The sequence below is a fragment of the Streptomyces sp. SL06 genome (assembly GCF_058244745.1).
The window spans coordinates 7,134,229-7,151,061 of sequence record NZ_JBSYOT010000002.1 but is presented as its reverse complement, the minus strand read 5'-3'; the positions used below and the strand labels follow the sequence as shown (position 1 = coordinate 7,151,061).

The 16,833-nt window shown below is 70.9% G+C and carries 14 protein-coding genes; 2 read left to right on the top strand and 12 right to left on the bottom strand.

Annotation, left to right across the window (positions count from 1 at the left end):
• Positions 1–98 precede the first annotated feature (98 nt).
• The 12 genes from AC4IHM_RS32650 to AC4IHM_RS32595 form a co-directional block, all read right to left on the bottom strand.
• Positions 99–1,073 carry a GntR family transcriptional regulator gene (locus tag AC4IHM_RS32650; RefSeq protein WP_490870576.1) on the bottom strand — a complete coding sequence of 325 codons (975 nt, stop codon included), beginning with the start codon at positions 1,071–1,073 and terminating at the stop codon, positions 99–101.
• Between the two features lie 68 nt (positions 1,074–1,141).
• Positions 1,142–2,011 (bottom strand): hypothetical protein, encoded by an 870-nt coding sequence (locus AC4IHM_RS32645; RefSeq protein WP_490870575.1) that lies wholly within the window; start codon positions 2,009–2,011, stop codon positions 1,142–1,144.
• Complete coding sequence (locus tag AC4IHM_RS32640; protein ID WP_490870574.1) at positions 2,008–3,159, bottom strand: DUF3500 domain-containing protein; 1,152 nt, start codon at positions 3,157–3,159, stop codon at positions 2,008–2,010. The genes AC4IHM_RS32645 and AC4IHM_RS32640 overlap by 4 nt, the downstream gene beginning before the upstream one ends.
• Positions 3,160–3,239: 80 nt before the next feature.
• Positions 3,240–4,040: an ABC transporter ATP-binding protein gene (locus tag AC4IHM_RS32635; RefSeq protein WP_490870573.1), complete on the bottom strand. Its 801-nt coding sequence runs from the start codon at positions 4,038–4,040 to the stop codon at positions 3,240–3,242.
• A gap of 426 nt (positions 4,041–4,466) precedes the next feature.
• Entirely contained in the window at positions 4,467–5,798 is a 1,332-nt protein-coding gene (locus AC4IHM_RS32630; protein ID WP_490870572.1) for a sialidase family protein, read from the bottom strand.
• Between the two features lie 112 nt (positions 5,799–5,910).
• On the bottom strand, positions 5,911–6,798 hold the full coding sequence (locus AC4IHM_RS32625) for an MBL fold metallo-hydrolase (RefSeq protein ID WP_490870571.1): 888 nt from the start codon (positions 6,796–6,798) through the stop codon (positions 5,911–5,913).
• A 100-nt stretch (positions 6,799–6,898) separates the two neighbouring features.
• The gene (locus AC4IHM_RS32620) at positions 6,899–7,648 is read right to left on the bottom strand and encodes an NADPH-dependent F420 reductase (RefSeq protein WP_490870570.1); all 750 of its coding nucleotides are present in this window, start codon (positions 7,646–7,648) and stop codon (positions 6,899–6,901) included.
• Positions 7,649–7,775: 127 nt separating this feature from the next.
• Positions 7,776–8,783: a zinc-dependent alcohol dehydrogenase gene (locus AC4IHM_RS32615; RefSeq protein WP_490870569.1), complete on the bottom strand. Its 1,008-nt coding sequence runs from the start codon at positions 8,781–8,783 to the stop codon at positions 7,776–7,778.
• 276 nt (positions 8,784–9,059) lie between these two features.
• Positions 9,060–12,206: an efflux RND transporter permease subunit gene (locus AC4IHM_RS32610; RefSeq protein WP_490870568.1), complete on the bottom strand. Its 3,147-nt coding sequence runs from the start codon at positions 12,204–12,206 to the stop codon at positions 9,060–9,062.
• Between the two features lie 148 nt (positions 12,207–12,354).
• Entirely contained in the window at positions 12,355–13,038 is a 684-nt protein-coding gene (locus AC4IHM_RS32605; protein WP_490870567.1) for a response regulator, read from the bottom strand.
• The gene (locus AC4IHM_RS32600) at positions 13,035–13,883 is read right to left on the bottom strand and encodes a sensor histidine kinase (protein WP_490870566.1); all 849 of its coding nucleotides are present in this window, start codon (positions 13,881–13,883) and stop codon (positions 13,035–13,037) included. The genes AC4IHM_RS32605 and AC4IHM_RS32600 overlap by 4 nt, the downstream gene beginning before the upstream one ends.
• A 469-nt stretch (positions 13,884–14,352) precedes the next feature.
• The gene (locus AC4IHM_RS32595; RefSeq protein ID WP_490870565.1) at positions 14,353–15,189 is read right to left on the bottom strand and encodes an SDR family oxidoreductase; all 837 of its coding nucleotides are present in this window, start codon (positions 15,187–15,189) and stop codon (positions 14,353–14,355) included.
• 471 nt (positions 15,190–15,660) lie between these two features.
• Between AC4IHM_RS32595 and AC4IHM_RS32590 the strand changes: the two genes are divergently transcribed.
• Together AC4IHM_RS32590 and AC4IHM_RS32585 are read left to right on the top strand one after the other, a co-directional pair.
• Entirely contained in the window at positions 15,661–16,056 is a 396-nt protein-coding gene (locus tag AC4IHM_RS32590) for a carboxymuconolactone decarboxylase family protein (protein WP_490870564.1), read from the top strand.
• Positions 16,056–16,793, top strand: a complete 738-nt coding sequence (locus AC4IHM_RS32585) for an SDR family NAD(P)-dependent oxidoreductase (RefSeq protein ID WP_490870563.1) — start codon at positions 16,056–16,058, stop codon at positions 16,791–16,793. Before AC4IHM_RS32590 ends, AC4IHM_RS32585 begins: the two co-directional genes overlap by 1 nt.
• Positions 16,794–16,833 lie beyond the last annotated feature (40 nt).

The window sequence follows — 16,833 nt, the reverse complement described above, 5'->3', positions numbered from 1 at the left end:
TGTTCGAGCGTCACATGGACGGGCGGTGAGCCCGCCGCTCTCGTCGAGGTTGTTGCCGGTGAGGTGGTCAACGTCGTCCTTCCCGCCCCGGTGGGCCGTCAGGTGACCGACGGTCCACGGGACTTGTCCAGCAGCAGCGCCCGGCGGGCGGAGCCGACGTGGTGGCGCATCGCCGCGACGGCCGCGTCGGGGTTGCGGGTGACGACGGCGAGGAAGATGGCCCGGTGCTCCTCCAGGGACCCGGACCTCGGGTGCTGGGCGGAGAGGTTGCGGTACTGGCGCATCACCAGCGGGTAGAGCAGCGTGTCGTAGGCACGGGCCAGGGTCGTCTGGTGCGCGGCCTGCTTGATCTGCTGGTGGAAGCGCCGGTTGCACCGGGAGTACGTGTCCTGGTCGCCCCGCGACTTGGCCTGCGCCATGTCCCGCAGCGTGCGGCGCATCTCCTGGACCTCCTCGGAGGTGGCCCGCTCGGCGGCCTTGCCGGCCAGGGCCGACTCCAGCGTCTCGCGGGCCTCCAGGATGTCCGCCGCCTCCCGCACGGAGAAGCTCCGGGTGCGCACCCCGCGGTTGACCTCGCTGGTGACGTAGCCCTCCTGGGCCAGCCGCACCAGCACGGACCGCATGGTGCTCCGCGACACGTCGAACATCCGGGTCAGATCCGCCTCGGTCAGCCGTGTGCCCGGGGCCATGCTCCCCGACAGGAGCAGGGCGCGAAGGCCCTCGTAGGCCCGGCCGTGGCGGGTGCCCGACGTGTTCGCTCCGGACTCGACACCCTGGCCGCTGTTGTCCACCGTGACCGCCTCCGCGTTCCGTGGCTTGCGTGGGGACGAGCATCGAGGCGGGGACCCTGACCGGGCGCATGGCGGGTCAGCACCGCGCGGGAACAGCGGGTACGGGGTGCCGCCGTCGGCCGGCCGGGGCTCGGCCGCGGGTGACACGCCTCGCCTCGGCCGGACGCGGTACTCGGCATGGCCGTCGTCCACGACCCGGGTGATGTCGCCGATGCCGGCTCCGTACTCCTCCTGTGCCCGCGCCTGCGGGTGGTGGCCGAGGACGGTCGAGAGCTTCCGCATCTCCTGCCTTTCTGCCGCGCTCCGCGGAACGCGATCCGTTCGGGGAAGGGGCCCTGCCGGTGCCCGTGTCAGCCGCCGAGGCGGGAGGCGGGGACGCCCAGGGCCGCGCAGGTCCGCTCGACCAGTTCGTCGAACTCGACGGGGCGGGCCACGACCTCCTGCTCCAGCGCGTAGGCGGCGGCACGGGTCACCGGGCCGCGCAGCCCGGCGAACCCGGCGGGGTCGACGGCGGCGGTCGGGGCCGCGAGCGCGGCCTTGGACATCGCGTCGTAGGCGGCCAGGATCGCGGCCGGGTTCTTTCGGGCGGCTTCCTCGGTGATGCCGACGACATGGTTGACGGGCGTGAAGCCGGTGCGCGCCGCCCACTGGGCGGCCACCGTGCGCGCGTCCGCGACGGCGGTTCGGATGCGGTCGTCGGCGGGCAGTTCGTTTCCCATGACTGCGAAGTCGACGCGGCCGGCGAGGAAGTCCGCCGGCAGCTTGGCGCCCTCGGGCGCGCGGGTGACCCAGGACGGGTCCTCGTAGCCGTCGACGTGGGCGCCCTCATAGGTCCGCCAGTCGACCTCGCGCAGGTCGACGCCGTACTGCTCGGTGAGGAAGCCGCGTACCCATACGCCGGTGGTCTGGCTCCAGGCGCGGACCCCGACGCTGCGGCCCTCAACGTCCGCCACGGTCAGCCCGCCCAGGGTGACGAGCGTCTGGTGCTGGTCGCGGCCCAGAGCGGTGACCGGCAGCAGCAGGACGGGCCGGTCCTGGGCGACGGCCTGGAGCAGGGTGACGACGGCGAGTTCGCACAGGTCGGGCCCGTCGCCGTCGACGAAACCGCGCGAGGCCTTGTGGACCGGCCGGATCGCGAGGCGTTCGAACGGCGTCCCGGCGCCCTCGACGGCGGCTTCGGCCGCCTCCGCGAGATCGTCGCGGCCCAGAACCACCTTCATGACTGCTTCCTCCTCGCGTGGTGGCGTTCGTGGTGCTGGCGCAGCAGGTCGACGCCGTAGTCGTTGCCGTTGGGGGTGCGCACCACGGTGTGGATGTGGCGCCGGCTGGGCACGTCGTTGTCGAACATCACGCCGGCCATGTGCTCGAACTCGACGAGGATCACGGGGCTGTGGACGCGGTAGTAGAAGACGCCGTCCGGGTCGCCGGCCCAGGCGAAGTACGTGTCGCCCTCGTGTGCGAGGACCTCGTCCATGCGCACGGCGGCGTGCCCGGGGTTGGCCCGGCCGGTGTAGAGGCCGATCAGTTCCCGTGCCGCGCGGCGCTGCCCGGTGGTCAGTTCGGCGAGCCGTACGCCCTCGTAGTTCAGCTCGAAGTTGTCGCGGAAGGCACCGGCGAACAGTTCCTCGGGCATGGCGTCGCCGATCACCGCTTGTGCCCGCTGCGGTGCGGAGAGGCCGGCGAACAGCTCCGCCGCCGCCGCTTCCTCGCGCCGGAAGGCGGTGGTCCCCGCGTACTTCCCGGACACGTCGATGACCGGTTCGGCGCCGAGGAAGGTGGGCGTGAGCACCATGTGGTCGCCTACGATCGCGCAGTTGACGTTCACGTGGTGGCCGTCGAGCTGCCAGCCGAACGGTGCGTCGCCGCCGGGATCGCCGTAGACGCTGAACCAGTACATCCACTCGTTGAGCATGTCGGTCTCGCCGCGCAGCTCGCCGATCGTCAGGTTCAGGCGCATCAGATCGAGGACCTGCTGGTGGCCGGCCTCGCTGAGGCTGGCGGCGACGAGGTCCAGGGCGAGCTGCCGCCTGGTGTCGTCGAGGTCCTCCAGACACAGGCCGTGGCGCAGGAAGTAGCGTGCCCCGTTGGCCCAGTGCCGCCATGTCACGTCGTCCATGGGGAAGCGTGCCCCGGACAGTTCCTTCGGGCCGAGCCGGCCCAGGTAGGCCTCGGCCGCTCGGCGGATTGCGGTGGTGTCGGCGCCGGTGCCGGTCAGCGGGAACAGCCCCGGGCGCACGCCGTCGGACGTGGCCAGCCCGCGGAACGGCTCCTCGGCCGCCTTGCGGCGCCACTCCACCTTGGCGAGCAGGTCGGGCGTCCACTCCGCCGGTTCGCGGGTGGGCGCGGCACCGCGTTCGCGCAGTCCCATCACTGCCTCCTCTCTCTTCTGCTCGTGGCTTCTCGTGTCTTCTCGCGTCGGCGGTCGGGCATCGGTCCGACCGCGCCCGGCTATGCGGCGTCGGGCGCCCTCACGTCGGACTTGAACAGGCTCCACAGGTCGTTGTACAGCTCCGAGAACTCGTGCGACTCGATGAGGGAGCCGATGGTGCGCGGACGCCCGAAGGGGATGGGGAGGACGCGCCGGACGGTGCCGGGGCCCTCGGACATCACGACCACCTGGTCGGCCAGGTAGATGGCCTCGTTGAGGTCGTGCGTGACGAAGACCAGCGTGCCCTTCTGCTGCTCCCAGAGGTTGAGCAGCTCCTGCTGGAGGCCCAGCCGGGTGATGGCGTCCAGCGGACCGAAGGGTTCGTCCATCAGCACGATGGAGGGCTCGTAGATCAGCGCACGGGCGATCGCACAGCGTTTGCGCATGCCGCCGGACAGCTCACGTGGATAGTGGTCCTCGAACCCGGTCAGACCGACCACGCCGATCCAGTGGGCGATGCGTTCCTCCCGCTCCGCCTTCGGCACCTTGCGGAACTTCAGGGCCAGGCCGATGTTGGCCTTGACGGTCAGCCAGGGCAGCAGATCCGTCTGCTGGGTCACGTACGCGGCGTCGGAGTTGACGGCGGTGACCTCCTCGCCGCCGAAGTAGACCCTGCCCTCGGACGGGCTGAGCAGGCCCGCGGCCAGGTTGAGCAAGGTGCTCTTCCCACAGCCGCTGGGTCCGATCACGGCGACGGACGTGCCGCGTTCGATCTGGAACGACACGTCCTGGATGGCGGGCCGGTGGCTGCCGGGGAACTCCAGGGTCACGTCCTCGAAGCGGAGGGCTTCCGCCTGTGGAGCGCGCTTGTTGGTCGACATCTTCGTCTCCTCGGCCACGCCCCGTGCGAGGGAGCGGCCTGGCGCATCGGCTGTGCGGTGGATGGGTGCGCGCATGCGGCTGATCACCACGGGCCCCTTGACGGCACGCGGAACCACATGCGACGGAACTCGCCTTTGGACAGCCCCGGTTCGCCGAAGCCACCGAGATTGTCCGACAAGAACTGAGGGGAACGTAACCCTCGTGACATCCATCAGCAAGACACGTACGTGGAAAGCCTGTACAAAGAACACGACCGCGGCGGCGAGGGATCAGAGTTGTATGACAATTGCTTCCGCGCCGGTCCGGGTACGTCGTGCGAGCACACCAAAACACGGCCGCCCGGATTCTCCGGACGGCCGTGTCTCGTTGTGGGTCACGCCTGGTCGTGCTCGGTCATGGCGGCTGATCTTGGAGCGCGTCGCTTCTCACCGGAACCGTGAGAGCGGCACTCTGCTCACGATCCCGTCGATGTCACCGCCCGTCCCCGAACCCGCCCAGGTGACGTAGACGTACTTGCCGTGCAGCAGGATGCGCGACCACTCGTCGCCCCCGTTGCCGTCGAAGGTGTACGCGAGGCTGGTGCGGTCGGCCTTCACGACCGGGCCGAACGACCTGCCCCGGTCGAAGGAGACGGCGGCGTACACATCGACGATCCCGCCGGTGACCGTGCGCCACATGACGCCCAGGTTGCCGGTCGGACCGTACTCGATCCAGGGCTTGGAGGAGCCCGAGACTCCCGGCGTGTCGATCACGGCGGGTCCGGTCCAGCTGCGGCCCGCGTCGGGGGTGACGTACACCGCGAGCCGCTCCCCGCGCGGAACCATGATCGCGAACCTTCCGGTGCGCGTGGGGTCGGCGGTGACCCACGGGACGGGATCGGTCGCCACGAGGTTCTGGTTGTCGGGCACCAGGGGTCCCGAGGGCGGTGCCACCGGCCTGCCGTGCCGGTCGGTCACCGGGCGGGAGGTGAAGGTGCGCCCCCGGTCCACGCTGACGTGGAAGGTCACGTCGGTCGGCTCGACCCGCGTCCCGTCGACGACCCTCATCGCGGTCGCCGTGGCGAGGACCCCGCGGTGGACGCCGACCTGGTTGCTGAAGGGCTGCGCGGGCAACTGGCCGAAGGCACTCCAGGTGCGGCCGTGGTCCTTGCTGACCGAGACCCCGGCGGGGCTGGGGTCGCCCACGCCTCCGACCACGTAGACGTTGTCGGTGGCCGTGTCCACCCGCAGTCGCGGAGTGGTGCCGCGGGCGACCGGTGTGTCCACCGGATCCGACCAGGTGCGGCCGCCGTCCAGGGAGCGGGCCACGGCCACCCGGTTGGGCACGCCGTCGCAGGTGCCGTTCGGCGGCCCGCTCGGATCGTCGGGGCAGCCCAGCCGGTTGAAGGCCAGATAGAAGATCCCGCGCGAATCGACCGCCAGGTACGGGTCTCCGCACTGGGGACGATCACCGAGCGGCCAGGGCACGCGCGTCCATGTCGCGCCCCCGTCACGGGAGTAGGCGGCGTAGCAGTTCAGTTCGTCGAGTGTCGCGCCGCCCACGTGGTCCGACGACGTGTACACCAGGTTCCTGGGGTCGCGGGGGTTGACGGCGACCACCGGCTGGCCGTTGACACGATCCGCCGAGTTCGTGACGTTGACCTGGGTGATCCCCCGGTCGCCGGGCCGGCTCGCGGTGTCCGCCGCCGCGTGGGACTGCGCGCTCAGGGACACCGGCAGGAGCAGGGCGAGCACCAGGCCGGGCCCCAGGATCCTCATTCTCCGCAATCTCTGTCTCGCCCCGTTCGGGGTGAGGCGTTCCAACGCCATCATCGCGTCCTTCCACAGGTCGGAGGGTGGTGGTGCGGACCGGATGCCACGGTCCGGCCGGTCAGCCGACCGTGGCGTGGACCGCGCCGCCCGGCACGAAGCAGACCTCGTCGCGGTCCAGGGCGAGGCGGCCGTAATGGGGTGCCGAGAAGTGGGCGGGGAAGAGGAACGCGTCCTCGTCCAGTGCGCGTCGCACGAGTGCGCGCCGGGTCTCGACGGCCGTCGGCAGGTCGTCGCAGCCCGGCAGGTGCAGTTCGGGGCGGGTCAGCTGGACCGGGTGGTGGAAGGCGTCTCCGGTGAAGTACGCCCGTACGCCGTCGGATTCGAGCCGCAGCACCGCGTGCCCGAGCGTGTGGCCGGGTGCGGGTTCCACGGTCAGGCTCGGCGAGATCCGGTACGGCAGCGGGACGACCCTGGCGAGGCCCGCCTCGGCGACGGGGCGTACGCACTCGTCGAAGACGTTGGGACTGAAGTCGTTGGAGTGCGGCGGCCTCGCCGTGTCCCACCGCCGGTACTCCTCCTCGGCGAACACGTACTCCGCGTTGGCGAAGGTGGGCACCCATTCTCCGTCGCTCAGCCGGGTGTTCCAGCCGCAGTGGTCGTGGTGGAAGTGGGTGCAGAAGACGACGTCGACCGACTCTGGCGACACTCCCGCCGCCGCGAGCCGGTCCAGATAGGGCACGTCCAGTCCGTCGAAGTAAGGGCCCCGGCCGGTACGGCCGTTGCCGGTGCACGGGTCGACCAGTACCGTGCGGCCGTCCACCCGCAGCACCCAACTATGGTTGGAGAACTGGAAGTTCATGGTCTCGCGGTCCAGGAAGCCGCCGGGCAGGGGGTCCACACGCCGTGCGATGAGAGCCTCGTCGCCGGTCAGGAAGGTGAGGGAGACCGGCAGTGTGTGCTCCTCGACCCGGTCGACCAGGGCGTGGCCCAGACTGAGTGTCCGCATGTTGTCATGCCTTCGGTGAGTACGTCGCGTGACGGATCGGGGGTCATGACGGGGCCGGTGGCCCGGTCCGTGGGGTGCGCGGGCGTGGCGGTGGCGGTCGTCAGCCGAGTCGTTCCCGTGCGTCGGCGGGTGACTGACGCGTCGCGTCGCGCAGGAGGGCGGCCAGCCGTTCGACGGAGAGCGGGGCACCGGGGCAGTCCATGAACCACTTCATGATGTCCTCCTCCCCGGTCAGGTCCGCCGGGCGCTTGGGCAGGTACGGCTGCACGTAGACGGCCGTGTTCGGCTCGCTGCGCCAGCTCTCGGACAGGGAGCCGAGGTCGACCGTGTCGTAGCCGAGGACGTCGAGCAGCCGGACGGCCTCCTCCTTGGCCGCCCGGTCGTCGCCGGCCACGGGCAGCGCGCTGCGGTCGGCGGCGCCGGCCGGCCTGGCCAGGATCTCCAGCCGACGGAAGTCGATGTTGTTGCACGCCTTGACCACCCGCGACTCGGGAAGGTGACGCTGCACCAGTTCACTGGAGGTCAGCTCGCCGGAGTCCAACTCCGCGATGGAGCCGTCCCGTTCGGGGTAGTAGTTCATGGTGTCCAGCACGGTCTTGCCAGCGAGGGCGTCGGCGGGAAGCTGCCGGTGGGCGCCGAGCGGAATGGTGGCCACCACGATGTCGCCCTCCCGCGCCGCGTCGAGCACCCCCGCCGCCCTGGCGCCCTCTCCCCACTGCGCCACCGTGTCGGCGAGCGTCTGCGGGCCGCGGGAGTTGCTCACGACCACGCGCAGCCCGGCGGCGAGCGCCAGCCGGGCCAGCGCCCCGCCGATCCGTCCGGCTCCGATGAGTCCTAGGGTCTTCGTCACTTCCCTGATCCTTCCTTGCCTTCGTTCCGGCGCGGGCCGAGCGGTGCGTGCTCCGGCCGGGGGGGGTGCTGCGTCGCACGTGATGCGCCCGGCCCCGCGGGGCCGGGCGGGGCATCCGGGGAACGCGTCAGTAGGCGATGGCCACGTGCAGGGCGGACTCGCGGTCACCGGCCGTCTCGATCGCCTCGACGATCCGGTCGAGTTCGAAGGTGTGGGTGATGATGGAGGCCAGGTCGAACCGTCCGCTCTCCATGATCTTCATGACGTTGACGACGTCCTCGGGCCGGTAGCCGCCCGGTCCGACGATCTCCTGCTCGCCGTAGGCCAGCCGGACCATGTCGATGGCGACCGGCTTGGGATGGACGGCGACGGCGCCGATGCGGGCACCGGACTTCGCCATGGACTGGATCGTGGCCAGCAGCTCGTCGGGCCCGGCCGCCTCGACGTAGATGTCGACGTTGGGGAAGGTCCCGAGCAGCGTGGTCACCTCGCCGAACACCTCACCGGCCCGGCGCCGCAGGTCCTCCCGGCCCGAGTTGCAGGTCACGAAGCCGAGACCGGCGGCCTTCTCCAGCCGGAAGTCGGACAGGTCCACCACCATGACCTCCGCGGCGCCGAAGCTCTTCAGCGCCACCGCGGCGGCGATCCCGATGGTGCCGGCGCCGAAGACGATGGCCTTCTCCCCCTGCTTCGGACGGCAGCGGCGCACGGCGTGGTGTCCCACCGTGAACGGCTCGATCAGTCCGGCCACGGGCGTCGGGATCAGGTCGCTGATCTTGAACACCTGCTCGCCCTCCCGGCAGTTCGGGACGAGGATGTACTCGGAGAACCCGCCGAGGCATCCGGCGCGGCCGGGGTCGCCCTTGGCCAGCAGGGGGTAGGGGTAGACGCGGTCGCCGACGGACAGGCCGGTCACCTCGCTGCCCACCTCGGCGATCTCCGACACGACCTCGTGGCCGAACTGCTCGCCCTTCAGGATCTGATGCGCCCCGGGACCGTGGCGGAAGACCGACACGTCCGAGCCGCAGATGCCGGCGTGCAGATTGCGCAGCAGCACGTCGCGCGGGCCGCAGGCAGGTGTCTCCAGCTCCGTGACGGTGATGTCGAGCGGCCCGTTGTAGATGGCGGACTTCATCGTGGGGTCCTTCCGGTCCGAGAGTGGGCACCAGGTCTCCCCCTGGCCGTTGCGAGGTGCCGACCGCACCGGGGAGTCACGGCTCGCGAAAAGCTACAGCGACGGGCCCCGGTGCCGAGGCCGGTGTCCCACTGGGCGGACCACTTCTGCGGCGGGGTGACCGCGTGGGAACACGCGCGGGCGGGGGTGTGCCGGGGTTCCGGCCGCCGACGGCTCATGGTCTGCCCCGCGGGTGCGGCGCAGACCATGAGCCTCACAGGTCGTCCCCCGGTCGGGTCAGTGCACCGGGACCGCGGTCCGCGTGCCGGACTGCTCCGCCTCGGGTGCCCGCTCGTCCCCTCCCTTGTGCCGGCGCCGCTCGCGACGCGTCTCCACCATGGTGTACAGGGTGGGGATCAGCACCAGGGTGAGCAGGGTGGAGCTGATCAGGCCGCCGATGACCACGACGGCGAGCGGCTCGGAGATGAATCCGCCCGCCTCGGTGATGCCGAGCGCCATGGGGATCAGGGCGAAGATCGTGGCGAGGGCCGTCATGACGATGGGCCTCAGCCGGCGCAGTCCGCCCTCGACCACGGCCTCGGCGACGCTCATGCCCTGCTCGCGGTACTGGTTCACCAGGTCGACGAGGACGACGGCGTTGGTGACCACGATGCCGATCAGCATCAGCATGCCGATCAGCGAGGCGATGCCGAGCGGGGTGCCGGTGACGAGCAGCAGGAGGATCGCGCCGGTCGCGGCGAACGGGATGGAGACGAGCAGTACCAGTGTCTGGCGGATGCTCCGGAAGACGCCGATCAGCAGGAGGAACACCAGGGCGACGGCGGCGACCATGGCCAGTCCGAGCTGGGAGAACGCCTCGCTCTGGTCGCTGGTGACACCGCCCATGGAGTAGGTGGCGCCGGCCGGCAGGTCCACCTTGTCCAGGGCCTTCTCGACGGCGGAGCTGGCCGCTCCGGTGTCGTCGCCGGCGGGGACGGCGGAGACGATGGTGGTCTGCTGCCCGTCGGTGCGGGTCCGCTCCGCCGGGGCCTCGGTGCGGCTGATGGTGGCGACATCACCGAGCCGTACGGAACCGGCGGGGGTGAGGATGTCCAGATTCTGCAGGGCCGCCGGCGAGTCGGGGGTGTCCCCCGAGGTCTTGACGACGACATCGCGCTGCTGACCGTCGAGGACCACCTGCGCGGCGTTCGTTCCCTGGAGGGCCTCGTTGACCGCGCTGGCCAGGGTGGCGCCGGTCAGACCGTGCTCGGCGGCGGCCTCGCCCTTGGGGACGACGCTGATCTGCGCGGCGCTCTCGGCGAGGTCGCTGGTGACCTGGGTGACCTGGTCGACCTTGCCCAGCGCCTGCTGGATCCGGTCGGTCGCGGTGCGCAGCACGGTGGAGTCGTCGGCCTGCACGCTGACCGCGACATCGCCGCCGCCCACGCCGCCGCCGGCCGCGAAGGTGAAGTCACCCGCGCCGTTCAGCTTGTCGAGGCGCTCCTCCAGGCTCTTCTGCAGCTTGTCGGCGTCGGCGCCGTCGTCGAGCACGACGGTGTACGTCGCGGTCGACGCCCCGGTGCCGTTGGCACTGCTCGAACCCTTGGTGCTGAGGCTTCCGGCGGTCACCTGGTAGACGGACACGCCGTCCGTGTCGGCGATGATCTTCTCCACCTGCCTGGCCGCGGCGTCCGTGGCGGCCAGGCTGCTGCCGGGCGCCAGCTTCTGGGTCAGCCGCAGGCTGGTGGCGTCGGATCCGCCGAGGAAGCTGGTCTTCAGCACGGTCGTCATGCCCAGGGTGAGTACCAGCAGGGCGAGGGCACCGGCCAGCACCGTACGGCGGCGGCGCAGCGACCAGGTGATGACCGGCAGGTACCAGCGTTGCAGGCGGCCGTTGCGCTCTTCGGCCTCGACCCGCCTGCGGAACTCCTCGGGATCGGCGGAGTCGACGCCGGCGGGGGCCTTGAGGAACCAGTACGCGAGCACCGGCACGATGGTCAGCGACACCACGAGCGAGGCCAGCATGGCCACCGTCACGGTGACGGCGAAGGGGCCGAAGAGTTCGCCGACCAGGCCGGAGACGAAGGCGATCGGCAGGAAGACGGCGACCGTGGTGAGTGTGGAGGCGGTGACCGCGGAGGCCACCTCGCGCACCGCTCCGATGATGGCGCGGTTGCGCTCCTCGCCGTAGCCGAGGTGGCGCTTGATGTTCTCCAGCACGACGATCGAGTCGTCGACGACCCGTCCGACGGCGATGCTGAGGCCTCCGAGGGTCAGCATGTTGAGGCTGTAGTCGCGGGCCCAGAGCACGATCAGCGCGATCACGAGGGACAGCGGGATCGAGATCGCCGTGACCATCGTGGAGCGTGCCGAGCGCAAGAACAGGACGATCACGAGGACGGCCATGACCAGGCCGAGCAGTCCCTCCTTGAGCAGTCCGTCCACGGAGTTGCTGACCTGGGGACCGGCGTCCGAGACGATCGTCAGCCGAGCCTGGTCGCCGAGCTTCTTCTCCAGGCCGGGAATGAGTCCGCGCACGTCCTTGGAGATGGACGCGGCGCTGCCGTCGTGGTCCATGGTCACGCTGACGCCCAGGCTGGGCCTGCCGTCGGTGCGGGTGAGCGAGGTCGCCTCCGCGTCGGCCAGCTCGACCGAGGCGAGGTCCCCGAGCCGGACGGGGGCCCCGGTACCGGACGTGGCGCTCGCGGCCGAGGTCACCCACAGCTTCTTGATCGCGTCCAGGCTGGTCACGTTCTCGGGTACGGAGACGCTCAGCGACTCCTTGTCGCCGGTGACGGAGCCGGCCGCGTGCGTCCCGAGGCCGGACAGGGCGCCGGCGAGGTCCTGTGTGCTCAGACCGGCCGCTTTCATGGCCGCGGTGTCCGGGGTCACCGTGACGACCTGGTCACGTGCGCCCGACACGGTGACGTCGTTGACGCCGTCGACCTGCTTCAGCTCGGGGACGGCCTCGTCGTTCAGGGCGGTCGCCAGGGTCTGCTGGGACGCGCCCGAGGTGGCGGCGAGGACAACCGTCGGCTGGTCGTCCGTGCTGCCGGTCGTCACCTCGGGGTCCACGCCCTGGGGCAGCCCGGCCGAGATCTTCGACACCGCCTGCTGCGCCTTCTGGGCGCTGTCGTCGATGTCCGCCTTGAAGTCGAGCCGGAGGACCACCAGGGCGGATCCCTGACGCGAGGTCGAGGAGACGCTTTCCACGCCGTCCAGGGACTTGACGGCGTCCTCGATCGGCACGGCGACCTGGCTCTCCACCACTTCGGGAGAGGCGCCCGGGTAGGACGCGGCCACCGTGACCATCGGGAACGAAAGGTTGGGGATCAGCTGTTGCTTGATCGACGGGATGGCGTAAACGCCGAGAGCGACAACGAGAAGGGTGAGCAGCGCCGCCAGTTTTCGATTGGCGATGCTGATCCTGGTCAGCCAGGACATCGGCGTGGTTCTCATTCCGTAGGACCGGGAGGTGACGATGCCCCCACCGTTGGGGGCAGGCTCCTACCCTGCTGGTCGTGGCCCCTCGCCCGCGTCGCCCTGACGCATGGAACCCGGGTACCGCGCGGGCGGTACCCGGGTTCGGGGCCTACTGCGGATGCGGGTGGCTGCCCGGCTTCACCAGGCCGCACTCGTACGCGATGACCACGAGCTGCGCGCGCTCGCTCACTCCCAGTTTGACCATGGCGCGGTTGACGTGCGTCTTCACCGTGTGCCGGCTCAGATGCAGGATCTGGGCGATGTCGGCGTTGGACAGCCCCTTGGCCACCAGGGTGATCATTTCCCGTTCGCGGGGGGTCAGTCCGGCGAGTTGTCCCGGTGTGGTCGGCGGCGGTGTGTGCTGCTGCGCCTGGAACCGCTTCACCAGGCCGAGTGCCGCCGTGGCGGACAGGGCCACGTCCCCGCGGGCCACCGTCTCGATGGCCGCGAGCAGCTCGGGCGGGTCGGTGCCCTTGCCGATGAAGCCGTTGGCTCCGGCCAGCATCGCGTCGGCCACGTACTGTTCGGTCTCGAACGTGGTGAGTACGAGGATCTTCACATCGGCGAGCGCGGGGTCGGCGCGGATCGAGCGCGTCGCCCGGAGTCCGTCCGTGCGGGGCATCCGGATGTCCATGAGCACCACGTCGGGCGTGTGGGCGCACGCCAGGGCCACTGCCTCGTCGCCGTCCGAGGCCTCCCCGACGACCTCGTAGCCGGGGCTGTTGTCCAGCAGCAGCCGCAGGGTGCCACGCAACAGGGTCTGGTCGTCGGCCAGGACCACGCGAATCGTCACCGGGTCACCGTCGCTGCGGCGACCGGGGTCCGCGCGTGGTCGCTCTCGTGGAGCGGAAGCACGGCCGTCACGAGATATCCGCCCCCGGGGGCGGGGCGGGCCTCGCAGGTTCCCCCGACGGCCGTCGCGCGCTCCCTCATGGACAGCAGCCCCCGGTGTGTCCCCTCGGCGGCGACGGGCGCCGAACCGGGGGAAGGTCCGTTGCGCACGTTGAGCACCAGGGTGCCCGGCGTCCAGCGCAGCTCGATCTCGGCCCTGTCCACGTGGGCGTGCTTCTGCACATTGGTCAAGGCCTCCTGGAGGATGCGGAAGGCCGTGACGTCCACCGTCGCGGACGGTCTGCCCGGCTCGCCGCGCCGCACCACGTCCACCTGGAGCCCGGCGAGCCTGAACGACCTCGCGAGGTCGTTCAGCATGGACAGGCCCGGTGTGGGCCGGTGCTCGTGGGCCGGCTCGGTGCTCTGGCTGAGCATGCCGACCGTGGTGCGCAGTTCCGCCAGGGCGACCTTGGCGCCGTCGCGGATCTGCTCGAGCAGTCCTTCGGCGCGCCGCACTCCGGCGTTCTCCAGGTGGACGCCGACGCCGGCCTGCGCGTGGATCAGTGTGAGCTGGTGGGCGACGATGTCGTGCAGGTCGCGAGCGATGCGGACGCGTTCCTCGGCGACCTGGCGCGCGGCCTCCTCGGCCCGCGTGCGCTCGGCCCGCTCCGCCCGCTCGCGCAGGGCCGCGACGACGTCACGCCTGCTGCGCACGGCGTCACCGACCGCCGCGGCGGCGACGGCCCAGGCGACCGCGCCGAGCCTTTGCGGGTCGAAGGGCCCGGACGGGAAGACGAGCACGGTCACCGCGACCCAGGCCGCGGTGAGGGCGGCGGTCGCCCACGCGCCGCGTCGGCCGGTGCGCAGGGCGAGCGTGTAGACCGCGACGCAGATGGCCGGGATCAGGACGTTCGACGGGGGCGCCCGCGGCCTGGTTCACGACCGAGAGCACCAGCACCGCGGCGAGGGTCGGCAGGGGTGCGCGGCGCCGCACGAGCAGCGCGCAGCCGCCGGCCACGATGAGGAGCGCGTGCCCGGCGTCGAGTGCTCCGGCGTCGTCACGGCCGACCACCTGAAGGGTGAGCAGTCCGAGCACGGCGGCGATCAGCGCGGGCATCCAGGATGCGGCGGCCGGCGGCCGTTTCACGCGTACATTCGCAATACGTGCCTTCACACTTGAAGGGTAAAGGCAGGCAGCGGGAGCCACGTCCCGCGTGCGTGGCAGTCGCCGTACCGCGATCGCGGTACCCGGCGCCGGCCCTGCCGCGGTACCCGGTCAGAGGGTGTTCAGGGTGCCCGCCAGTCCGCCGTCGACCAGGAGGTCCGTACCCGAGACGAACGACGCCCGGTCGGACGCCAGGAACTCCACCATGTCGGCGATCTCCAGCATGGTTCCCTCGCGGGCGAGCGGGGTCTGCTCGTACATCTGGCGCTTGACCGGGCTGTGCAGGAACTCCACCGCTCCCATGGGCGTGGCGATGAGACCGGGTGACAGGGAGACGATCCGCGCACCGTGCCGTCCCCAGGCCCGCGCCTCGCGGCGGCAGAGCCCCAGCAGGCCGTACTTGGAGATCTGGTACGCCCTCGCGCCGGTGCGGTCGTCCGGTTCCAGCTGCGCCGCGATCCGTCCGGGGATCCCGGGGTGCTCCGGCTCGCGCAGCAGTTCCTCGACGGACTCGCTCGGCCGGAAGGTGTGGGCCGCGAGCGAGGAGACCAGGATCGCGGCCGTACCGGTGGTCGCCTGCGGCAGCAGCGCGCGGGCGACCAGTGCCGGTCCGGTGAGGTTGACGGAGATGATCCGCTCGAAGTCTCCCGCCACCGGCGACAGCCCGGCCACATGGGCGAGCACCCGGAATCCGCCGTGCTCCTCCACCGTGCGGGCCAGTGCCGCGACGGACTCGGGCAGGGTGACGTCGCACTGCGTGGGCGTGACGTCGCCGCCTTCGTCGCAGAGTGTGCGGGCGATGTCCTTCGCCCGTCCCGCGTCGATGTCGGCGACGAGTACGCGGTAGCGCTGGCCGAGCCGTCTGGCCACCGCGGTGCCCAGTCCACCGGCACCGATCACCACGGCGAGGTGCCGGTCGGGCCTTCTGCTCGTGCCCGGTTCATGCATGCTGTTCCCCTCGGCGGTTGTCTCACGGCTTGCCTCAGTGTGCGTACCGTCCGGTGCCCGCGCAGTGCGCGATTCCGGTGAGTGGAACGGGAATCGGATCTCCTGCGCCGCCCTCCTTTCCTGCGGCGGCCGACCGCCGGAGTCGGGCCTTCCCCTTGCTCGCCGGGTTGTCCGCGGCGTTGTCCGCCGGGCGATGTCGAGGGCATTGCTCAGTCCCACTCACGTGGCGTACGGTCCGAAACAGCTACCTGAATTAACCCAGGCATATATGTCAGATGTGTTGTTGGATTGCTGGATCTGCCGCGTCCGGGCCCGTGTGAAACGCGACCGTCGCGCCGGCACACGTCGGGCAGTTGCACGGGTGACGACGCACCGGCCGAGGAGTTCCGCCCGTGCCGGGCCGTGGCGCCGTCTCCTCGTCTGAACCAGGGAGAGGTGAAGCCATATGGGGCACGAACAAGGCGTCGCATCGTGACCGGCGACGCGGACCTGCGGCGGCTGGGCCTGGAGACGATGTTCTCCGTCGCCGCCTCCTCCGCGCCGCCCGAGCGGACCGACCTGCGCGACGGACTCATCGGTGAGGACCTCGTGGAGATCGGCCTCATCAATGTATGGGCACAGCTGTGGGCCCGCGAAGGGCTGGCACGCCGTGACCGGAGCCTGGTGACGCTGGGCGTGCTCATCGCCCTGGGCTGCGAGGACGAAATCGCCAGCCATGTGCGGATCGCCAGGAACAACGGGCTCTCGGAGACCGAGATCGCCGAAGTGCTCTACCACGCCTCGGGTTACGCGGGATTCCCCCGTGCGATGGCCGCGCGGAAGGCGGCCCGACAGGCACTCGAACCTCGCGATCAGGAGGAGACCTGATGACGCTGGCAGGCAGGACCGCGGTGGTCACCGGGGCCGGACGCGGGCTGGGACGCGCGATCGCCGTCGTCCTGGCCGAACAGGGCGCGTCGGTGGCCGTATGGGATCTGAACACGGAGGGCGCCGAGGAGACGGCGGCGGCCATCCAAAAGGCGGGCGGCAAGGCGGTCGCCACCACCACGGACGTGTCCGACGGCGCCGCCGTGGCGGCCTCGGCCGCGAGCACCCGCGAGCAACTGGGCCCGGTCACGGTCCTGGTCAACAACGCGGGCATCACGAAGTACGTGCCGTTCACCGAACTCGGCGAGGACGACTGGGACCGCATGATCCGGGTCAATCTCAAGAGCCAGTACCTCGTGACCCGTTCGTTCGTGCCCGACATGCTCGAAGCCGGCTGGGGCCGCATCGTCAACATCTCCTCCTCCTCGGCCCAGACGGGAGCCCCGGCCCTCTCGCACTACGCCGCGTCGAAGGGCGGGGTGATCGGCTTCACCAAGGCCCTCGCCATCGAGTACGCCGCCAAGGGGATCACCGTCAACAACGTGCCGCCCGGCTTCGTCGACACACCCCTGCTGCGCGAGGGCTTCGACCCGGACGTGGTGGCCAGGACGATGCCGATGAAGCGCGCCGGGCGCCCCGAGGACATCGCGCACGCCGTCGCCTATCTGGCGTCCGAGGAGGCCGCGTACGTGACCGGGCAGACCCTCAGCGTCAACGGCGGCCGCTACCTCGTGTGAGCGGCGGCCGCACGTTGGCCGGACCGACAACCGGAGTGCC

Excerpts from the sequence above, each read along its gene's own strand:
- AC4IHM_RS32615 (WP_490870569.1), bottom strand. The coding sequence starts at position 8,783 with ATGAAGTCCGCCATCTACAACGGGCCGCTCGACATCACCGTCACGGAG.
- AC4IHM_RS32630 (WP_490870572.1), bottom strand. The coding sequence starts at position 5,798 with ATGAGGATCCTGGGGCCCGGCCTGGTGCTCGCCCTGCTCCTGCCGGTG.
- AC4IHM_RS32585 (WP_490870563.1), top strand. The coding sequence starts at position 16,056 with ATGACGCTGGCAGGCAGGACCGCGGTGGTCACCGGGGCCGGACGCGGG.
- AC4IHM_RS32610 (WP_490870568.1), bottom strand. The coding sequence starts at position 12,206 with ATGTCCTGGCTGACCAGGATCAGCATCGCCAATCGAAAACTGGCGGCG.
- AC4IHM_RS32640 (WP_490870574.1), bottom strand. The coding sequence starts at position 3,159 with ATGGGACTGCGCGAACGCGGTGCCGCGCCCACCCGCGAACCGGCGGAG.
- AC4IHM_RS32645 (WP_490870575.1), bottom strand. The coding sequence starts at position 2,011 with ATGAAGGTGGTTCTGGGCCGCGACGATCTCGCGGAGGCGGCCGAAGCC.
- AC4IHM_RS32635 (WP_490870573.1), bottom strand. The coding sequence starts at position 4,040 with ATGTCGACCAACAAGCGCGCTCCACAGGCGGAAGCCCTCCGCTTCGAG.
- AC4IHM_RS32650 (WP_490870576.1), bottom strand. The coding sequence starts at position 1,073 with ATGCGGAAGCTCTCGACCGTCCTCGGCCACCACCCGCAGGCGCGGGCA.
- AC4IHM_RS32625 (WP_490870571.1), bottom strand. The coding sequence starts at position 6,798 with ATGCGGACACTCAGTCTGGGCCACGCCCTGGTCGACCGGGTCGAGGAG.
- AC4IHM_RS32595 (WP_490870565.1), bottom strand. The coding sequence starts at position 15,189 with ATGCATGAACCGGGCACGAGCAGAAGGCCCGACCGGCACCTCGCCGTG.